Source organism: Herbidospora cretacea (assembly GCF_001570605.1).
GTDB lineage: Bacteria > Actinomycetota > Actinomycetes > Streptosporangiales > Streptosporangiaceae > Herbidospora > Herbidospora cretacea.
Window position 1 is genome coordinate 462,566 of sequence record NZ_BBXG01000001.1, and the last position, 15,531, is coordinate 478,096.

Annotated in this window: 18 protein-coding genes; 10 read left to right on the forward strand and 8 right to left on the reverse strand. The window is 71.6% G+C overall.

The annotated features are described in order from the left end of the window. The first annotated feature begins 264 nt into the window (after positions 1 to 264). On the forward strand, positions 265 to 1,230 hold the full coding sequence (locus AW270_RS01300) for an acetylxylan esterase (protein ID WP_061289437.1): 966 nt from the start codon (positions 265 to 267) through the stop codon (positions 1,228 to 1,230). Here AW270_RS01300 and AW270_RS01305 read toward each other — a convergent pair whose 3' ends face one another. Further along, complete coding sequence (locus AW270_RS01305; protein WP_061289440.1) at positions 1,231 to 1,851, reverse strand: TetR/AcrR family transcriptional regulator; 621 nt, start codon at positions 1,849 to 1,851, stop codon at positions 1,231 to 1,233. A 49-nt stretch (positions 1,852 to 1,900) separates the two neighbouring features. Here AW270_RS01305 and AW270_RS01310 point away from each other — a divergent pair, with 49 nt between their 5' ends. From AW270_RS01310 to AW270_RS01320, 3 genes are all read left to right on the forward strand, one after another. Continuing rightward, positions 1,901 to 3,118, forward strand: a complete 1,218-nt coding sequence (locus AW270_RS01310) for an acyl-CoA dehydrogenase family protein (RefSeq protein WP_061289443.1) — start codon at positions 1,901 to 1,903, stop codon at positions 3,116 to 3,118. Further along, on the forward strand, positions 3,115 to 3,816 hold the full coding sequence (locus AW270_RS01315; protein WP_061289446.1) for an SDR family oxidoreductase: 702 nt from the start codon (positions 3,115 to 3,117) through the stop codon (positions 3,814 to 3,816). Before AW270_RS01310 ends, AW270_RS01315 begins: the two co-directional genes overlap by 4 nt. Positions 3,817 to 4,042: 226 nt before the next feature. Continuing rightward, a complete protein-coding gene (locus AW270_RS01320) occupies positions 4,043 to 5,149 on the forward strand; it encodes an MFS transporter (RefSeq protein WP_061289449.1) in 1,107 nt (368 codons plus the stop codon). Here the strand turns inward: AW270_RS01320 and AW270_RS01325 are convergent. After that, positions 5,119 to 5,625: a GNAT family N-acetyltransferase gene (locus tag AW270_RS01325; protein WP_061289452.1), complete on the reverse strand. Its 507-nt coding sequence runs from the start codon at positions 5,623 to 5,625 to the stop codon at positions 5,119 to 5,121. The genes AW270_RS01320 and AW270_RS01325 overlap by 31 nt on opposite strands. 94 nt (positions 5,626 to 5,719) lie before the next feature. Between AW270_RS01325 and AW270_RS01330 the strand changes: the two genes are divergently transcribed. Both AW270_RS01330 and AW270_RS01335 read left to right on the forward strand, forming a co-directional pair. Next, complete coding sequence (locus AW270_RS01330) at positions 5,720 to 6,085, forward strand: VOC family protein (RefSeq protein ID WP_061289455.1); 366 nt, start codon at positions 5,720 to 5,722, stop codon at positions 6,083 to 6,085. A gap of 61 nt (positions 6,086 to 6,146) precedes the next feature. Further along, positions 6,147 to 6,815, forward strand: a complete 669-nt coding sequence (locus tag AW270_RS01335; RefSeq protein WP_061289458.1) for a hypothetical protein — start codon at positions 6,147 to 6,149, stop codon at positions 6,813 to 6,815. Positions 6,816 to 6,878: 63 nt separating this feature from the next. Here the strand turns inward: AW270_RS01335 and AW270_RS01340 are convergent, their stop codons facing one another. Continuing rightward, on the reverse strand, positions 6,879 to 7,715 hold the full coding sequence (locus AW270_RS01340) for an SDR family oxidoreductase (RefSeq protein WP_061289460.1): 837 nt from the start codon (positions 7,713 to 7,715) through the stop codon (positions 6,879 to 6,881). Positions 7,716 to 7,807: 92 nt separating this feature from the next. Between AW270_RS01340 and AW270_RS01345 the strand changes: the two genes are divergently transcribed. Continuing rightward, complete coding sequence (locus tag AW270_RS01345) at positions 7,808 to 8,260, forward strand: MarR family winged helix-turn-helix transcriptional regulator (RefSeq protein WP_061289464.1); 453 nt, start codon at positions 7,808 to 7,810, stop codon at positions 8,258 to 8,260. Between the two features lie 7 nt (positions 8,261 to 8,267). Here the strand turns inward: AW270_RS01345 and AW270_RS01350 are convergent, their stop codons facing one another. Continuing rightward, entirely contained in the window at positions 8,268 to 8,834 is a 567-nt protein-coding gene (locus AW270_RS01350; protein WP_061289467.1) for a hemerythrin domain-containing protein, read from the reverse strand. Positions 8,835 to 8,898: 64 nt separating this feature from the next. Between AW270_RS01350 and AW270_RS01355 the strand changes: the two genes are divergently transcribed. Further along, positions 8,899 to 9,198: an MTH1187 family thiamine-binding protein gene (locus AW270_RS01355; protein WP_061289472.1), complete on the forward strand. Its 300-nt coding sequence runs from the start codon at positions 8,899 to 8,901 to the stop codon at positions 9,196 to 9,198. A gap of 10 nt (positions 9,199 to 9,208) precedes the next feature. Here the strand turns inward: AW270_RS01355 and AW270_RS01360 are convergent, their stop codons facing one another. Both AW270_RS01360 and AW270_RS01365 read right to left on the reverse strand, forming a co-directional pair. Further along, complete coding sequence (locus AW270_RS01360; protein ID WP_061289476.1) at positions 9,209 to 10,330, reverse strand: hypothetical protein; 1,122 nt, start codon at positions 10,328 to 10,330, stop codon at positions 9,209 to 9,211. Positions 10,331 to 10,391: 61 nt separating this feature from the next. Beyond that, positions 10,392 to 11,333, reverse strand: coding sequence for an FAD-dependent oxidoreductase (locus tag AW270_RS01365; protein ID WP_061289479.1), 942 nt, complete (start codon positions 11,331 to 11,333; stop codon positions 10,392 to 10,394). Positions 11,334 to 11,635: 302 nt separating this feature from the next. Between AW270_RS01365 and AW270_RS01370 the strand changes: the two genes are divergently transcribed. Continuing rightward, positions 11,636 to 12,106, forward strand: a complete 471-nt coding sequence (locus AW270_RS01370) for a hypothetical protein (RefSeq protein WP_061289482.1) — start codon at positions 11,636 to 11,638, stop codon at positions 12,104 to 12,106. Positions 12,107 to 12,132: 26 nt separating this feature from the next. Next, positions 12,133 to 12,855: a sulfite exporter TauE/SafE family protein gene (locus tag AW270_RS01375; protein ID WP_061289485.1), complete on the forward strand. Its 723-nt coding sequence runs from the start codon at positions 12,133 to 12,135 to the stop codon at positions 12,853 to 12,855. Here the strand turns inward: AW270_RS01375 and AW270_RS01380 are convergent. After that, on the reverse strand, positions 12,852 to 13,481 hold the full coding sequence (locus AW270_RS01380; RefSeq protein ID WP_218009047.1) for a response regulator transcription factor: 630 nt from the start codon (positions 13,479 to 13,481) through the stop codon (positions 12,852 to 12,854). The two genes, AW270_RS01375 and AW270_RS01380, sit on opposite strands and share 4 nt — an antisense overlap. Further along, on the reverse strand, positions 13,478 to 15,505 hold the full coding sequence (locus tag AW270_RS01385; RefSeq protein WP_061289488.1) for a sensor histidine kinase: 2,028 nt from the start codon (positions 15,503 to 15,505) through the stop codon (positions 13,478 to 13,480). Before AW270_RS01385 ends, AW270_RS01380 begins: the two co-directional genes overlap by 4 nt. Positions 15,506 to 15,531 lie beyond the last annotated feature (26 nt).

Consider the following 15,531-nt stretch of genomic DNA (forward strand, 5'->3'; position numbering starts at 1 on the left):
AAGCCGGTCCCGCTCGTTACCGCTCCAGCTCTGGAAACCCATTCACCGCGCGAGCTGCCGAGGCCGCTGATCGCCTATTCGAAGGGCCACCCTGACGTGGGGATCGGATCGCGAACGATGAAGCACGGGTGGATCCCCGCCACCCAGTCGACGGACAACCGGGCCCGGAGGCGTCGACGAGCGCCATCAGGTCATGACGCCGATTCTCGCGCTTCCCCGGGGGCCGATCGCCACCGCATCGTGTCGTCCCAGATGATGGGGTTCATGCCCTTCTCTGATCTCCCGTTGCCCCAGGTGCGCCACTACACCTCCACCGTCCCCGAGCCCGACGACTTCGACGACTTCTGGGCCGCGACGCTCTCCGAGACCCGCTCCCACGAGCTCGCCCCCGTCTTCTCTCCCGTCGTCACCGGGCTGACCACGGTCGACGTCTACGACGTGGTGTTCCAGGGGTGGGCCGGGCAGCCGGTCCGTGCGTGGTTCCTCGTTCCGGCAGGCGCCGAGGCGCCGCTTCCGTGTGTGGTGCAGTACCAGGGGTACGGCGGCGGCCGGGGGCTGCCGCACCAGTGGCTCTACTGGCCGAGCGCCGGCTACGCCCTCCTCGTCATGGACACCCGCGGCCAGGGGAGCGGCTGGTCGCTCGGCGACACCCCCGACCCCGAGGGCTCGGGACCGGCCCACCCGGGGTACATGACCCGGGGCATCGGCGACCCGGCGACCTACTACTACCGGCGCGTGTTCAGCGACGCGGTCAGGGCGGTCGAGACGGTGCGGCAGCATCCGCTCGTCGACCCGGCCAAGGTCGCGGTCAAGGGCGCCAGCCAGGGCGGCGGGATCACCCTCGCGGTGGCGGGGCTGCTCCCCGACGTGGTGGCGGCCATGCCGGACGTGCCGTTCCTGTGCGACTTCCCGAGGTCGATCCGGGTGACGCCGAAGGACCCGTACACGGAGATCGCCCGCTACCTGAAGGTCCACCGCGCCGAGGTCGCGACGGTCGAGCGGACGCTGTCCTACTTCGACGGCGTCGCCTTCGCCAGGCGTGCCGCCGCCCCGGCGCTGTTCTCGGTCGGGCTGATGGACGAGATCTGCCTCCCCTCGACCGTCTACGGCGCCTACAACGCCTACGCCGGCGCGGCCAAGCACATGGAGGAGTACGAGTTCAACAACCACGAAGGCGGCGACGAGGCGCACCTGCCGGTGCAGTTGGCCTGGCTGAAGTCCTGGGCGTAGTCAGCCCAGCAGCGCCGCCGTCTCGGCGGAGACGGGCGTGGCCAGCACCGACGCCACGACGTCGATCACGTGGCTGGTGAACAGGCGCTCGTCCCTTCCCTCGCTGGTCTCGGCCCGCCGGGCCAGTTCGCTGTACGTCATCCGGATCGCCGTGAGCCGCCGGTGCAGGCGGGTCACGGCGATCTCGGGCAGCAGCGGCCCGACCATCTCCCGCCACCGGTTGACGCTGGTCGGCTGCGCCGTCGAGGCCCGCAGCGCCGAGGGCGACGCCCGGCGGACCACCTGGTCGAGCAGGCGCAGATACCGCCGCCCCTCCACGTCGGCGAGCTTGGCGGCCAGCGGCCGGACGAACGCCCCCGCCAGCGCCCGCAGCGGCTCGGCGGGCGGAGCGGCCTCGAAGGCGTCGAGGAGCGCGTGGCGGGCGTACTCGACCGGCGGATCGTGCCGGGCGAGCACCGCGCGGAGCAGGCCGTCGCGGTCGCCGAAGTGATACTGCAGCGCCGAGGCGTTCCGCTGCCCCGCGGCGGCGTTGATCTCCCGGAGCGAGACCGCGTCGACGCCCCGGTCGGCGAACAGCTCCTCGGCGGCCAGGACCAGCCGCAGACGTCCATCGGCCGCCACGGAATCTCCCTCTGTTAAAAGTTAAGGCGTTCGCATTAATATTACGCGTATGGCCATCGACTTCACGCTCGATCCCGAGCACGAGGAGATCCGCCGCCGGGTCCGCGCGTTCGTCCAGGACGTCGTCGTCCCGGCGAAGACCGAGGGCCTGTCCCGCGACGACTACCTCCGCACGATCTTCGCCCTGCGCGAGAAGGCCAAGGCCGAAGGGCTCTGGCTGCCCCACATGCCCAAGGAGGTCGGCGGCATGGGCCTCGGCCACGTCGCGCTGGCCATGGTCCAGTCGGAGGCGGCCAAGACGCGGCTCGGCCCGTGGGTGCTCAACTGCCAGGCCCCCGACGAGGGCAACATGCACACGCTGCACCACTGGGCCGACGAGGCGCAGAAGGAGAAGTACCTCACGCCGCTGCTCCAGGGCCGGGTCATGTCGTGCTTCGCGATGACCGAGCCCGAGGTGGCCGGCTCCGACCCGACGCTGATCCGGACGACCGCCGTCCAGGACGGCGACGAATGGGTGGTCAACGGCCACAAGTGGTTCATCTCCAACGCCCGCCGGGCGAACTTCGCGATCCTCATCGCCCGCACCGAACCCGACGTCCCGGAAGGACAGCGCGGCGCGACCACGGCCTTCCTCGTCGACATCCCCTCTCCGGGCTGGACGGACGTGCGGGAGGTCGAGACGATGCACGGCTCGACCGGCCACAGCGAGATCGTGATCGAGGACCTGCGCCTTCCATCGAGCCAGATCCTCGGCGGCCGGGGCAACGGCCATCGCCTGGGCCAGTACCGCCTCGGTCCCGCCCGGCTGGCCCACTGCATGCGCTGGATCTCCCAGGCCGAGACGGCGCTCGACATGATGGTCGACCGGGCCCTCAACCGCTACAGCCACGGCTCGCTGCTGGCCGACAAACAGGGCATCCAGTGGCTGATCGCCGACTCGGCGATGGAGCTCTACCAGTGCAAGCTCATGGTCCTGCACGCCGCCTCGAAGATCGACAAAGGCGACGACTTCCGCACCGAGGTCTCCATGGCCAAGCACTTCGTCGCGGGCAGTCTGAACCGCATCGTCGACCGGGCCATCCAGGTCCACGGCGCGCTGGGCTACTCGACCGACACCCCGCTCGCGAGCATGTTCCAGCACGCCCGCTGGGCCAGGTTCGCCGACGGCGCCGACGAGATCCACCAGATGCGCATCGCCGAACGCACCATCGCCGCCTATCGTGACACCGGCTCCACCAGGGCCGCGACCGGAGGACTGCCGCTGTGAGGATCGCTTTGGTCACCGGAGGAAGCAGCGGCATCGGCGCCGGCGTCGCCCGCCGCCTGCGGGAGTCGGGCACGACCGTCGTCGTCGCGGACGTCGCCGAGCCCGCCGACGTCCACTGCGACGTCTCCCGCCTGGAGGACAACCTCAGGGCCGTCGACCACGTGATGGACCGCCACGGCCGCCTCGACCTGGTCTTCCTCAACGCGGGCGTGGCCTCCGGCTGCGGGGTCGGCGACGACTTCGACCCGGCCCTCTACCGCCGCGCGATGGGCGTCAACCTCGACGGCGTCGTCTTCGGCGTGCACGCCGCCCTCCCCGCCCTGAAGGCCTCCGGCGGCGGCACCATCGTCGCGACCGCCTCGATGGCCGGCATCGTCGGCATCCCCGTCGACCCGATCTACGCCGCGAACAAGCACGCCGTCGTCGGCCTGGTCCGCTCGCTCGGCGTGTCCCTGGAACCCGACAACATCAGGGTCCAGGCCCTCTGCCCGTCCTTCGCCGACACCGCGATCCTGGGCGACAGCCGCGTGATGCTCGAAGCCGAGGGCTTCCCGATCATGGAGGTCGCCGACGTCGTCGACGCCTTCGAGAAACTCCTCGCCGGCGAGGGCACCGGCGAGTGCTGGTTCGTCGTCTCCGGCCGCGAGAGCGAACCCTTCACCTTCCGCCGCGCCCCGGGGCCACGTCAAAAGCCATGAGCTTCTTCCGTTACGGCTCACGCCTACCCCGGCCCCGGCCGCCGTCTCCGGCGAGCACCGTATCCGGCGCTCACCACCCGCTCCCGCCTCTCCCCGTCACGGGGTGATCCCTCGGTATGCCCCGGAAAACCATGTGCGCCGGTTCGTGGGGGTTCGTTAGGGTGCGGGCATGACCTGGCGACATTGATCCACACCTGAGTCCCGTTTCGCCCGGCGTCTCTACGCCCTGGCGTTCTTCGAGGAGTTCGTCCTCCTCTATCCCGTCTACGCGCTCCTCTTCGCCGACCACGGGCTCTCCGCGGGCCAGATCTCGACGCTGTTCGTCATCTGGTCGCTGACGTCGTTCCTGCTGGAGATCCCCTCCGGCGCGTGGGCCGACGCCTTCTCGCGCCGCCGCCTGCTGGTGCTGTCGCCCCTGCTCACCGCGGCGGGCTTCGGGCTGTGGACGTTCCTGCCGGGCTACTGGTCGTTCGTGGCCGGGTTCGTGCTCTGGGGCGTCGCGACCGCGATCAGCTCGGGCACGTCGGAAGCCCTGGTGTACGAGGAACTCGCCCGCCTCGACGCCTCCGGCGCCTACCCCCGGATCACCGGCCGCGCCGAGGCCGTCGGCACCACCGCCATGATGATCGCCAGCGCCGTCGCGGGCCCCGCCATGGCGTTCGGCGGCTACCAGGCGGTCGGCGTCGCCTCCATGGCCACCCTCGTGGCCGCCGCCCTGATCGCCCGCACCCTCCCCGAGACCCGCGAGCAGCCCGAGGAGGCCGACGGCTACCTCGACGTGCTCAGAGCCGGGTTCCGCGAGGTCAGCAGGTCGAAGACGCTGCTGCGGCGGCTGGCGCTGGTCTCGGCGGTGACCGGGCTGTCGGCGTTTGACGAGTATCTGCCGCTGCTCGCCCAGGGCACCGGCGTCGGCGACGAGGCGGTGCCGCCGCTGATGGTCCTGGTCTCGGCCGGGTTCGCGATCGGCGGGTTCCTGGCCGGGCGCGGGCTGCGCTGGGCCGGTCCGATCACCTGCGCGGGCGGCCTGGCGCTGATCGCGGGAGCGGCCGTCCGGAGCCCATGGGGGTTCGTGCTGGTCGCCGCCGCGTTCGGGGCGATCCAGTGGGCCATCGCGGCGGCCGACGCCCGCCTCCAGGACGGGCTGTCGGACCGCTCACGCGCGACCGTGACCTCGATGTCGGGCCTGGGCACCGAGGTCATGGCGGTCCTGACCTTCGCCTTCTACGGCCTCGGGTCGGAGCTGGCCCCGTCGTGGGTGCTGTTCGCGGCGCTCGCGGCGCCGTACACGATCATCGGGGCCTTTCAGGGCCGCAGCGCCGAGAAGAGCACCTGATCGTGCCACGCGCCCTCCCGCCACTGCGCCCGGCGCAGCACCCCCTCGCGGACGAACCCGGCCTTCTCCAGCGCCCGCTGCTCGGCCACGTTCTCGGCGTCGGTGAACGACTGGATCCGCTCGGCGCGGGTGTGCGCGAACAGGTAGGCGGCGAGCTGGACCTGCGCCTGCGTGCCGATGCCCTTGCCGCGATAGCCGGAGAACACGCAGATCCCCGTCGACCAGCACCAGGAGGTCAGATCGGGCCCCCACGAGTTCATCCACCACGTCACCCACCCGACCACGACCCCGTCGCCCTCGATCGTGAGCCGCCCCGAGTCGGGACTGAGGAACCCGTTCTCGGCGAACTCCCGGAGGAACGGCTGCGGCGAGCGGTGCCCGAACCACTGGTACTGGCCGGTGCCCTCCCGATCGGAGCGTTCCCGCTCGAAGAGATCGAGATCCTTGGCCCGGACCGGGCGAAGTGTGACCTCCATGGGGACTCCTTTCATGCGGGTATGACGCAATCTTCCTCTTATCGGGCCCGGGTTAGGGTGGAATCCTGCCCGCCATCGAACCGGAGGGGGCCACATGTTCGAGGACACCCGGGCTTTCAGCGGGTTCTCCGTCGTCGACATCGGCGCCGCCAGGAAGTTCTACGAGGAGACCCTCGGCCTGCGCGTCTCGGAGAGCAACGGGATGCTCCGCCTGCACATCGCCGGCGGCCACGACATCCTCGTCTACCCGAAGCCCAACCACGTCCCGGCCGAGTTCACCGTGCTGAACTTCCCGGTGCCGGACATCGAGGCGGCCGTCGACGAACTCCGCGAGCGGGGCGTGGAGTTCCTCGTGTACGGCGGCACCGACGAGAAGGGCATCTACCGCCAGAACGGCCCATTGATCGCCTGGTTCACCGACCCGGCCGGGAACGTCCTGTCGGTGCTCCAGGACGGCTGAGGCCCGGAAAGATTCGTACGGAAACGGAAACCCCCGGTCCACCGGCCCCACTCTGGCAGGGATGGACCGATCCCCGCGCGAGCGCGCCTTCACCGCGATCTACGACCGGCAGGTCCGGGGGGTCGCCGCCTGCCGCTGCGGCCAGGTGGACGTCGAGGACCTCCACGAGAACCTGATCGCCGCCTACCACGACCACGCCCCCTGGGCGCCGTGGGCGGACCATGTGGGCTGCGTGCCGCTCGGGGGCCCTTCGGACGAGCAGGTCCGCCGCCTGCTGGACCGGGTGGCGGCCGGGCTGCCGTCCCGGGACCGGCGTCTCTACGACCTGGTCTTCCGCCGGGGCGCCGACTGCCGCGAGGTTGCCGAGACCTGCTGCGTGGACCTGCCGAGGGCGGGGTCGATGCTGCGCGACCTGCGCCGGGCGGTGACGGGCGGCTTCCGGCTCCTGGTGCTGGCCAGGGAGGCGCCCGAATGCCTGGTCAGGGCCGGAACGGCCGTCGAACGGCACGTGCGGGCCTGCCACGAGTGCGAGAAGAGGGCCGAGGAGGCGCTGCGGCCCTACCTTCCGGCGCTGGTGCCGGTGCTCCTGCCGGGGATGCGTGAGGAGATGCTCGCCAGGATCGCCCGGCCCGCCCGCGGACTCCGGCCGGTCTGGCAGCAGGCGGGCGCGGTCGTGCTGGTGGTGGCGGCGCTGGTGCTGCTGGCGGCATGGGCGGGGGCGGCGGTGTGACGACCGCGCCGGACCGGGTCCCCCTGTTGGCCGCCCTGTCGACTCCTGATCGCCGCGCGGCCCTCAGCCGCCGATCCGGTCGGCGTGGTCGCGGGCGAACTCCGGGAAGGTGCGGCCCGGCCGGCCCGTCACCTCGGTGAACGTCGGGGTGGTGTAGTCGCCCCAGCCCGCGTCGTAGGCCCGCAGGTACTCCGTCGTGACGGCGGCGTCCCACTCCTTCATCCCGGCGTTCAGCAGCACGGGGTAGGCGTCGTCGGGGCGCACCGGCTGGAAGGCGAGTCTGCCGCCGGCCACCTCGGACAGGGTGCCGGTCACGTCGCGCAGCCGGACCGACTCCGGGCCGGTGATCGTGTAGGTCTGCCCGTGGTGCGGCGCGGGGTCGCGGAGCACGGCGGCGGCGAAGTCGGCGATGTCCCGCACGTCGATCATGCCGACGCGGCCCTCGCCGGGAGCGCCGTAGAAGGTGCCGCCGCTGACCGAGCCGAGGACGTTCTGCATGAAGTAGGCCGGGCGGACGACGGTCCAGCCGAGGCCGGAGGCGGCGAGTTCGAGGTCCGACAGGGCGTGCAGCCGTCCGTTGCGGGTCGGGGCGTCGTGGCCGGCGCCGATGGCCGACATGCGGACGACGTGGCGCACCCCCGCCTGCCGGGCGGCCCAGACCGCGTTGCTGCTGGCGTGGGTGGCGTCGGGGCCCATGGCGGTGAGCAGCCAGACCTTGTCGACGCCCTTGAACGCCTGGTCGAGCGTCTCGGGGTGGTGCAGGTCGCCGACCGCCACCTCGACGCCCGCGGGCGCCTTGGCCCGGTCGCGCACCAGCACCCGCAGATCCTCGGTGCCCCGAAGCGAGTTCAGCACCTCCCTGGAGACGGTGCCGTTGGCTCCGGTGATGAGAATGGTCATCGCGATGTCCCCTTTTCCGGTGATCGTGTACGCCCCGACGATATAGTAAGAAATAGTGACAGTCAAAATTAGTGACTAAATGGAGGTCGGCCATGCGACGGAGCGAGCGCAAGCGGGAGCGGCCCGACCTGGGGATCCTGTCCGGCCGCACGCTGTTCAGCCTGCAGAAGGAGCTGTTCACGCGCCTGTCGGAGCTGGGCCACGCCGACGTCAGGCCCCGGCACGGCGCGGTGCTGGCCTACCTCGACGCCGAGGGCAGCCGGGCCTCCGACCTGGCCGCCCAGTCGGGCCAGCACAAACAGGTGATCGGCACCCTGGTCGACGAACTGGTCGCCCTCGGGTACGTCGAACGCCGCCCCGACCCGGCCGACCGCCGGGCCAAACTCGTGGTGCCCACCGAGCGGGGCCTCGACCACATGGAGAAGTCGGACGCCGTCCTCGTGGAGATGGAGGCCGAGCACGCGCGCGCGGTCGGCGAGGAGGCGTACGCGGAGTTCAAGCGGGTCTTCCAGCTGGTCGCCGAACGGTCCGCCGGACCGGCCTGAGCCCTGGTCAGACGTCGAGTTCGAGCCGCGACAGCGGCTCGACCAGCTCCTCCTCCTCGTACGCCAGGTGCGACAGCAGCGCCTCCGACAGCGCCGTGACCTGACCACGCACGACGTCGAGCCCCGATGGCTCGGTCACCATCGCCACCAGCGCCGCGTCGAGCCCGGTCAGCAGGCCGGCGATGACCTCGTGCTCGGCCTCCAGCCGCTCGATCACCGGCGCCAGCGACTCCTGCGCCGCCACCAGCCCGGGGAACATGTGGGCGTCCTCGATCGAGTGGTGGACGGTCAGCACGCGGCAGTACGACGCGCAGAAACTCCCCAGCGTCCAGTAGTTCTGCCGCATGGTCAGCTCGTTGATCAGCGACCGCACCGCCCCCGCCTCGGCCCGCCCCTCGGCGACCTGCTCCACGGCCTCGACGATGCGGGCCAGCTCCTGCCGCAGATGATCGTGGATGAGGACGAGCCGGTGGCCGATCTGCCGCTGCCGGGGCGAGAGCGCGGCCAGATCCCGCTTGGGCGACCGGGGCCGGGACGCGTCGTCGATGACGGTGGCCGTCGTGGGGGGCTTCATCGGTTCAGGACTCTCCCGGCGCGGATAATTGGGGTCCAACGCTACCAAGAGAGCAGGTCAGGTCATGTCGGTGCTCGTCGCGTTCAGCGTCACCCCCATCGGCGCGGGCGAGGAGGTGGGGGAGTACGTCGCCGAGGCCGTCCGCGTGGTCCGCGCCTCCGGCCTCCCGAACCGCACCGACTCGATGTTCACCACGATCGAGGGCGAGACCTGGGACCAGGTGATGGCGGTCGTGCAGGCGGCGGTGGCCGCCGTCGAGGCTCGCTGCGACCGCGTGAGCCTGGTCCTGAAGGCCGACATCCGCACGGGCGAGCCGGGCAGGATGACGGAGAAGGTGGCGTCCGTCGAACGCCACCTGTCCTGACCGCCTGGGACTATCCCTCGATGGTCCGGCGAAGTGCTCTCCAGGTGGCCAGTTCCCTGTTCTGGGCGATGGCGAACAGCAGGCGTCCTTCCGTGGCGACGTCGAGAGGAGAGACCGCGTTGCGTTCGAGGCCGGCCGCGTAAGCTCGTCGGATTCGCACCAGCGACTCACCTTCCGGCGGCTGCTTGAAAACGCCGACGAATATCGAGCGCCCGCTCGATCCCAGAGATGACCACTCGCCGCGGATGGGAACTCCGGCGAGGAAATGATTCTCGGGGAGAGGCTCCGGCGCGGACCAGAACAGGGGATCGTCGCGATACTCCCGCAAGGTCACCTCAGTCAGGTTCCTGGCCACGTCCTCCCACTCGCGATCGAGCACCGCCGGCTCGGGAGGAAGGATGACGTCCGGGGGCTCTGCCACCAGGCGCTCGCTGTAGGCGGGTTGATGGTCCTGGCGATCCTCGGGAACGGGCTCCACATCCTTGTCGGGATCCGTGTGAAACAGACTGACAATGGTCTTGTCTTCGAGTATCGACGCCCAGCTCAGTGCGAGGGGACACCCTTCGTATTCACTGGATGACGTCCATGCGTGTAATTTCTTCAGGAATTTCCGCTTGTCTTGGGTGATGCGTTCCGAACCGTTCCGTCGGCCTTTCGCCTCACCGACCAGGAGGCGGCCGTCCGGCAGGTTGATCAATAGGTCCGGCCTGGAGTTCCCGCCGCTCGGACCTTTCGGGGTCGTGGCCGGCATCAGGTCGAAATGCTGCACCTGGAACGGTTCGAGCCGCTCTTGGATGATCAGGCTTTCCAGGCTCGCCGTCAGCAGCCCGAGACCCGCACTCGTGATGACGAACGACTTGATGTGCAGGGACGAGCAGTCGAACGCCCTGCTTCTGCGCAAGGAGTGAACGCCGCCTGTTTCGGTGTTGTCAAGCGCGGTGGCCAGCAATTGGGATTCGAGCATCAGCGAGAAAAAGGATCCGCTTATGCTCCCGGCATGGGAGGCGCGCCCGTTGACCACCACGACCCGGGCCAGGCTGATCGCCAGATCCAATTTCTCGCCTGGCCTGATCGGATCACGCGGGCCCAGGGTGGGGGTCCATTCATGCCTGACGAACGTGACGATTCCCATGCCGGGGATGATAGTGCCAGGTCATGACGCTCCAACGGAGGAAAAGTGTTCTCCACCGGCGTCAGGCCGAGACCATCTTCACCACGTCGAGGGCGCAGCCCCAGCTCATGCTGACCCCCACGCCGCCGTGCCCGTAGTTGTGGATCAGCCGGCCCTGGTCCACCTGCTGCTCCTCCAGCCGGATCGACGGGCGCCCCGGACGCAGCCCCACGTCCACCTTGATCACGCGGGCGTCGGCCAGGCGCGGCTCGATCTCGGCGCAGCGCTTGACGATGTCGGCCGTCTGCCGGTCGTCCGGCTCCAGGTTCCAGTCGCCCCGGCGCGCGTTGCCGCCCAGGACCACGCGGTCGCCGTGCGGGAAGAAGCCGGTCCAGTCGTCGTCGGGGCCGACCTCGTAGAAGAACTCGGTCAGGCCGGGGTTCTCCACGACCACGTGCTGGCCGCGCACGGGGGTCACCGAGTCGTCGCAGGCCAGGGTCCCGCCGGCCACGCCGGCGCAGTTGATCACCACGGGGGCGGCCGAGGTCGGCTGTTCGAGGGAGGCCACGGTGCACACCTCGATGTCGCCGCCCGACTTGCACAGCCGGTCGACCAGGTAGTCGAGGTAACAGGGCATGTCCGCGACGGGGCTGGTCATCCAGAAGCCCGCCGGATATCCGGCCAGCTCCTCGGGGGAGCACTCGGCGAAGCCGGGCAGGCCGGGGGCCCAGTCGGGGGGCTGCGGTCCGCGCCGGGAGACCATGCGGCCACGGGCGGCGGTGACGCCCGTGTGCGGGCGGGTCGCCAGCTCGTCGAAGATCTCCAGGCTGACCTGCCGCCACCGCACCGCGTCCTCGTGGGGCTCCGCCGTGACGGGGCCGCCGAGGAGGGCGCCCGCGACGGCCGAGGTGGTCCGGCGGGGGACCTCGGCGGTCCAGACGACGGTCCGGAGACCGGCCTCGTTCAGGGCGATCGCCGTTGTGAGGCCGACGACGCCTCCACCCACCACCACGACATCGGTCATCTGGAAAACCCCCTTGAGAGCGGATGGATCGGGCACTTCCCGTAAAAAGGCCCCGCATGCACGAGTCCCGCCCCTCACGTCGAGGGGCGGGACTGTGGTGCCTTTCAGTGATCGGCCGGGGCGGCCAGCCGATCGGCTTCCCAGTGGAGGGCCTCCACGAGGACGAGCTCCAAACGGAGATCCTCGTCCAGGAGGTTGTCCAGGACTTCCATTCGGGCCTCCCTTGCCAGACAGGACGCCTCAGGTGTCACTGAGGTTCACCCGCGTTGAACCTTCGTTATCCGCCCCGCGTATCCCCGAGCGTGCTGACTGTTTCGCGCCATGCCGCCCTTGCCGTCGCCGCCCTGGCCGTCGTGTCGCTGTCCGCCTGTTCGGGTGGCGACTCGCCCGCGGGGGTGGCCTACCAGGAATCCGACCCGCTTCCGGCCGCGGCCGCCAAGGTGGACGCGGGGCCCGCGCCGACCGTCGAGGAGCTCGCCGAGAAGGTCGGGTGCAAAGTGAAGATCCAGGTCGACGCCGAGGACCTCCGGACCGGGGCCTGCTCGACCAAGGCCGGGGAGTTCTTCGTCAACACCTTCGCCACCGAGAAGGGCAAGGACGCCTGGATGGACCAGGCGCCCGAGTACAACCCGCATCTCGTGGGGCGGCTCTGGACCGTGCTCGGGACCCGGGAGACGCTCGACAAGCTGCGGCCCGACCTGGGCGGGGACCTGCATCTCAGCGACCACCGGGTGACGCCGAAGGCGGTGCCGTCGTCCCCGGCCGCGTACTGAAATGATCTTGTGATTGAGTTCGGTGCGTGGCATTCCTCGTCCTTGCCCTGGTGGGGGTCGCGACGGGGATCGTGAGCACCGTCGTCTCGCTCGCGTCGATCGTCTCCTACCCGGCCCTGCTCGCCTTCGGGCTGCCGCCGCTGGCCGCCAACGTCACCAACACCGTCGCGCTCACCTTCACCGGGCTCGGGTCGGCGGTCGCGTCGCGGCCGGAGCTCAAGGGGCAGGCGCCGCTGGTGTGGCGGCTGCTGACCGCGACGGCGCTCGGCGGCGCGACCGGGGCCGCGCTGCTGCTGCTCACGCCGCCGCGCGCGTTCGAACTGGTCGCGCCCGTGCTGGTCGCGGGCGCGTCGCTGCTGCTGCTCCGGGCGCCCAGGTCCGCGGCCCTCCACGGGGCGAGCCTCTATGCGGGCGTGTACGCCGTCGCGATCTACACCGGCTATTTCGGGGCGGCCGGCGGGGTGATCATGTTCGCCATCCTGGCGGCGGCGCTCGACCAGAGCCCGGCCCACGTCAACGCGGTGAAGAACGTCATCGCCATGGGGTCCAACGGCGTCGCGGCCGTCGGGTTCGTCCTCTTCGGGCCGGTGCGGTGGGACGTGGTCGTGCCGCTGGCCCTCGGGATGATCGTCGGCGGCTGGATCGGGCCCTTCATCGCCCGGCGGCTGCCGGGCCAGTCGCTGCGGATCCTGACCGCCGTGGCCGGGCTGGCCGTGGCGGTCAAGCTCGCCCTCGACACCTACACCTAACGGCCCAAACCGGCTTCGCGGGCCTGGACGATCGCCTGGGCGCGGTCGGCGACCTGGAGCTTGGCGAACACGTTCGACACGTTGTTGCGGACCGTCTTCGGGGCCAGGCAGAGGCGCTCGGCGATCTGCCGGTTCGACAGGCCCGCCGCGATCAGCTCCAGGACCTCCCGCTCGCGCGCGGTGAGCTGGGGGAACGGCTCCGCCGGGAGGCGGGCGAAGAACCGGGTCACCCGGGAGGCCAGCGCCGGGCCGAAGATCACCTCACCGCCCGCGACGGCTTTGACCGCGCGCAGGATCTCGGTCTGGTCGGCGCCCTTGACCAGGTAGCCGCGGGCCCCGGCCCGCATCGCCGAGAAGACGCTCTCGTCGTCGTCGTGCATGGTCAGCACCAGCACGCCGGCCTGGGGGAGCTCGGCCACGATCCGCTGGGTCGCGGTCACGCCGTCCATGACGGGCATCTGGAGGTCCATCACGACGACGTCCGGGCGCAGGTCGAGAGCTTTGGCGACCGCCTCGCCGCCGTCGGCGGCGGTGCCGACCACGTCGACCTCGCCGGTGGAGGCCAGCAGCATGCGCAGCCCGTCGCGGTAGACGGGGTGGTCGTCGGCGATCAGCACCCGGGTCACGCGGGCACCGCCAGGGGCAGCACCGCGTGCACCCTCGTCCCGGCCGGACCGGCGGTGATCGTGCACCGGCCGCCCAGTTCCTCGGCGCGTTCGCGCATGGCCAGCAAGCCCACCCCGGTCCCTTCTCCCGTGCGCGCGTCTCCGGGGCGCAGGCCGCGCCCGTCGTCCACGATCTCGACCTCCAGCGTGCCGCCGGTCGCGGTCAGCCGCACCTCGCAGCGGGCCGCCCGCGCGTGCCGGGTCACGTTCACCATCGCCTCACACCCGATCCGGTACGCCGCCACCTCCGCCGCCGCCGGGAGCCCGGACAGGTCGCCGTCGGCGGACACCACGATCGGCACCGTGCCCTCGCCGAAGCGCTCGGCCGCCTGGCGCAGGGCCCCGGCCAGGCCGAACTGGTCGAGCGCCGGGGGACGCAGGTCGTGGACCAGCCGCCGGACGTCGGCCAGCACCGTCGACAGGTCGCCGCGCACCTGGCCCAGCGCCTCCCGGGCCAGCGCCGGGTCGCGGTCCATCAGGTTCCCGGCCGCCTCGACCTTCAGCGCCGCCGCCGCCAGCGTCGGGCCGAGGCCGTCGTGGAGGTCGCGGCGCAGCCGCCTGCGCTCCTCCTCGACCCCGCCGACCAGGCGTTCGCGGCTCTGCTGGAGCTCCTCGGTGAGCGCGGTGGCCCGCACGGCCGCCGCCGCCTGCCTGACCACGTCGGCCAGCAGCCGCTGGTCGGCCTCGGCCAGCCGGGTCCCGGCCCGGGGGACCAGGGTCAGCCTGCCGATCTCGACGTCGCGGTAGGCGAACGGCAGCACGACCACCCCGTCGTCGCGCCGCGCGCCGTGCTCGACGGCCATGACCCCGCCGCCCGCGCGGTCGAGCTCCACCCGTACATAAGGGGACCGGAAGGCCGACGCCACGGCGGTGGCCACCGCGAGCAGCAGCTCCTCCGGGCCCGCGCTCTCCTCCAGGCGGCGGGCCAGCGCCGACACCACGTCATAGGGCTCGCCGCGCAGCAGCCCGCCGACCCTGCGCTGGATCCAGGTGCGCAGCGGGGCGTAGAGCACCGCGACCACCCCGGCCGCCAGCACCGCCGCCGCGGGCTCCTCGACCAGGACGCTGAGGCCCGCGAAGACCGCCACGTCGATGCCGACCACGGTGGCGGCCAGGGCGCCGTACACGAGGGTCCAGCCCAGGACCGGGTCGATGTCGTAGAGCCGGTAGCGGCCGACCGCGACCAGCACCGCGGCGGCCAGCGCCACGGTCGTCGCCACGAACACCGCGTCGGCCGGCAGCCACCCCGCCACCAGGGGCGCGGCCAGCAGCAGCGCGTTGAGCAGCCCGGCCAGCAGCATCCAGCGCAGCTGCGCCCGCCGCATCCGGCCGGCGCCCCGGAACCGGGCCGCGAACGCCGCCACCGACACCACCAGCGTCACCGCGATCAGGACCGGCGCGAACCCCAGCAGCACCCGCCACACGTCGTCGGGCAGGCGCGCGATCGCGACGTCGAGCCCCGGCCACGACGCCCCCGGCTCCACGACCCGCCACGGGACGGCCAGGAACACCAGCACCGCGAACCCGGTCCCGGCCAGGCTCAGCCGGGCCGGCCACCGCCACCGCGCCGACGGCAGCCGCCCGTCGGGGAAGAACAGCAGGACGAGCACCGGCACCAGGTTCATGAACGGCCCGAGCCGCGCCCCCGCGTAGAAGGCGGGCGCGGTCAGCGGCAGCGCGCCGCCGTGCCGGGTGATCGACCAGGCCGCGTACGCCGCCCCCACCCCGTTCAGCGCGGTGGTCAGCCCGCCCGCGAGCAGGATCCAGGTCATCGCGTGGCGGGGCAGCCGCAGCGCCAGCACCGCCCCCGCGACCGCCAGCGCCACCCCGGGCACCGTCGACGACCACGAGGTGAACGCGATCGGGCCGGGCCGGGCCGCGTCCCCCGTGAGGAGGTCCGCCCACGTCGCCGACACCGCCGCGACCAGGCAGAACGCCGAGATCGCCAGGGCGGCCAGGGCGCGGCGCGAGACGGAGGGGAGCATCCGGAAAGCGTGCCACACGACCGGAC

Coding starts and splice junctions, on each gene's coding strand:
- AW270_RS01300 (WP_061289437.1), top strand. CDS start 265: ATGCCCTTCTCTGATCTCCCGTTGCCCCAGGTGCGCCACTACACCTCC.
- AW270_RS01310 (WP_061289443.1), top strand. CDS start 1,901: ATGGCCATCGACTTCACGCTCGATCCCGAGCACGAGGAGATCCGCCGC.
- AW270_RS01325 (WP_061289452.1), bottom strand. CDS start 5,625: ATGGAGGTCACACTTCGCCCGGTCCGGGCCAAGGATCTCGATCTCTTC.
- AW270_RS01330 (WP_061289455.1), top strand. CDS start 5,720: ATGTTCGAGGACACCCGGGCTTTCAGCGGGTTCTCCGTCGTCGACATC.
- AW270_RS01335 (WP_061289458.1), top strand. CDS start 6,147: ATGGACCGATCCCCGCGCGAGCGCGCCTTCACCGCGATCTACGACCGG.
- AW270_RS01340 (WP_061289460.1), bottom strand. CDS start 7,715: ATGACCATTCTCATCACCGGAGCCAACGGCACCGTCTCCAGGGAGGTG.
- AW270_RS01345 (WP_061289464.1), top strand. CDS start 7,808: ATGCGACGGAGCGAGCGCAAGCGGGAGCGGCCCGACCTGGGGATCCTG.
- AW270_RS01350 (WP_061289467.1), bottom strand. CDS start 8,834: ATGAAGCCCCCCACGACGGCCACCGTCATCGACGACGCGTCCCGGCCC.
- AW270_RS01355 (WP_061289472.1), top strand. CDS start 8,899: ATGTCGGTGCTCGTCGCGTTCAGCGTCACCCCCATCGGCGCGGGCGAG.
- AW270_RS01360 (WP_061289476.1), bottom strand. CDS start 10,330: ATGGGAATCGTCACGTTCGTCAGGCATGAATGGACCCCCACCCTGGGC.
- AW270_RS01365 (WP_061289479.1), bottom strand. CDS start 11,333: ATGACCGATGTCGTGGTGGTGGGTGGAGGCGTCGTCGGCCTCACAACG.
- AW270_RS01385 (WP_061289488.1), bottom strand. CDS start 15,505: ATGCTCCCCTCCGTCTCGCGCCGCGCCCTGGCCGCCCTGGCGATCTCG.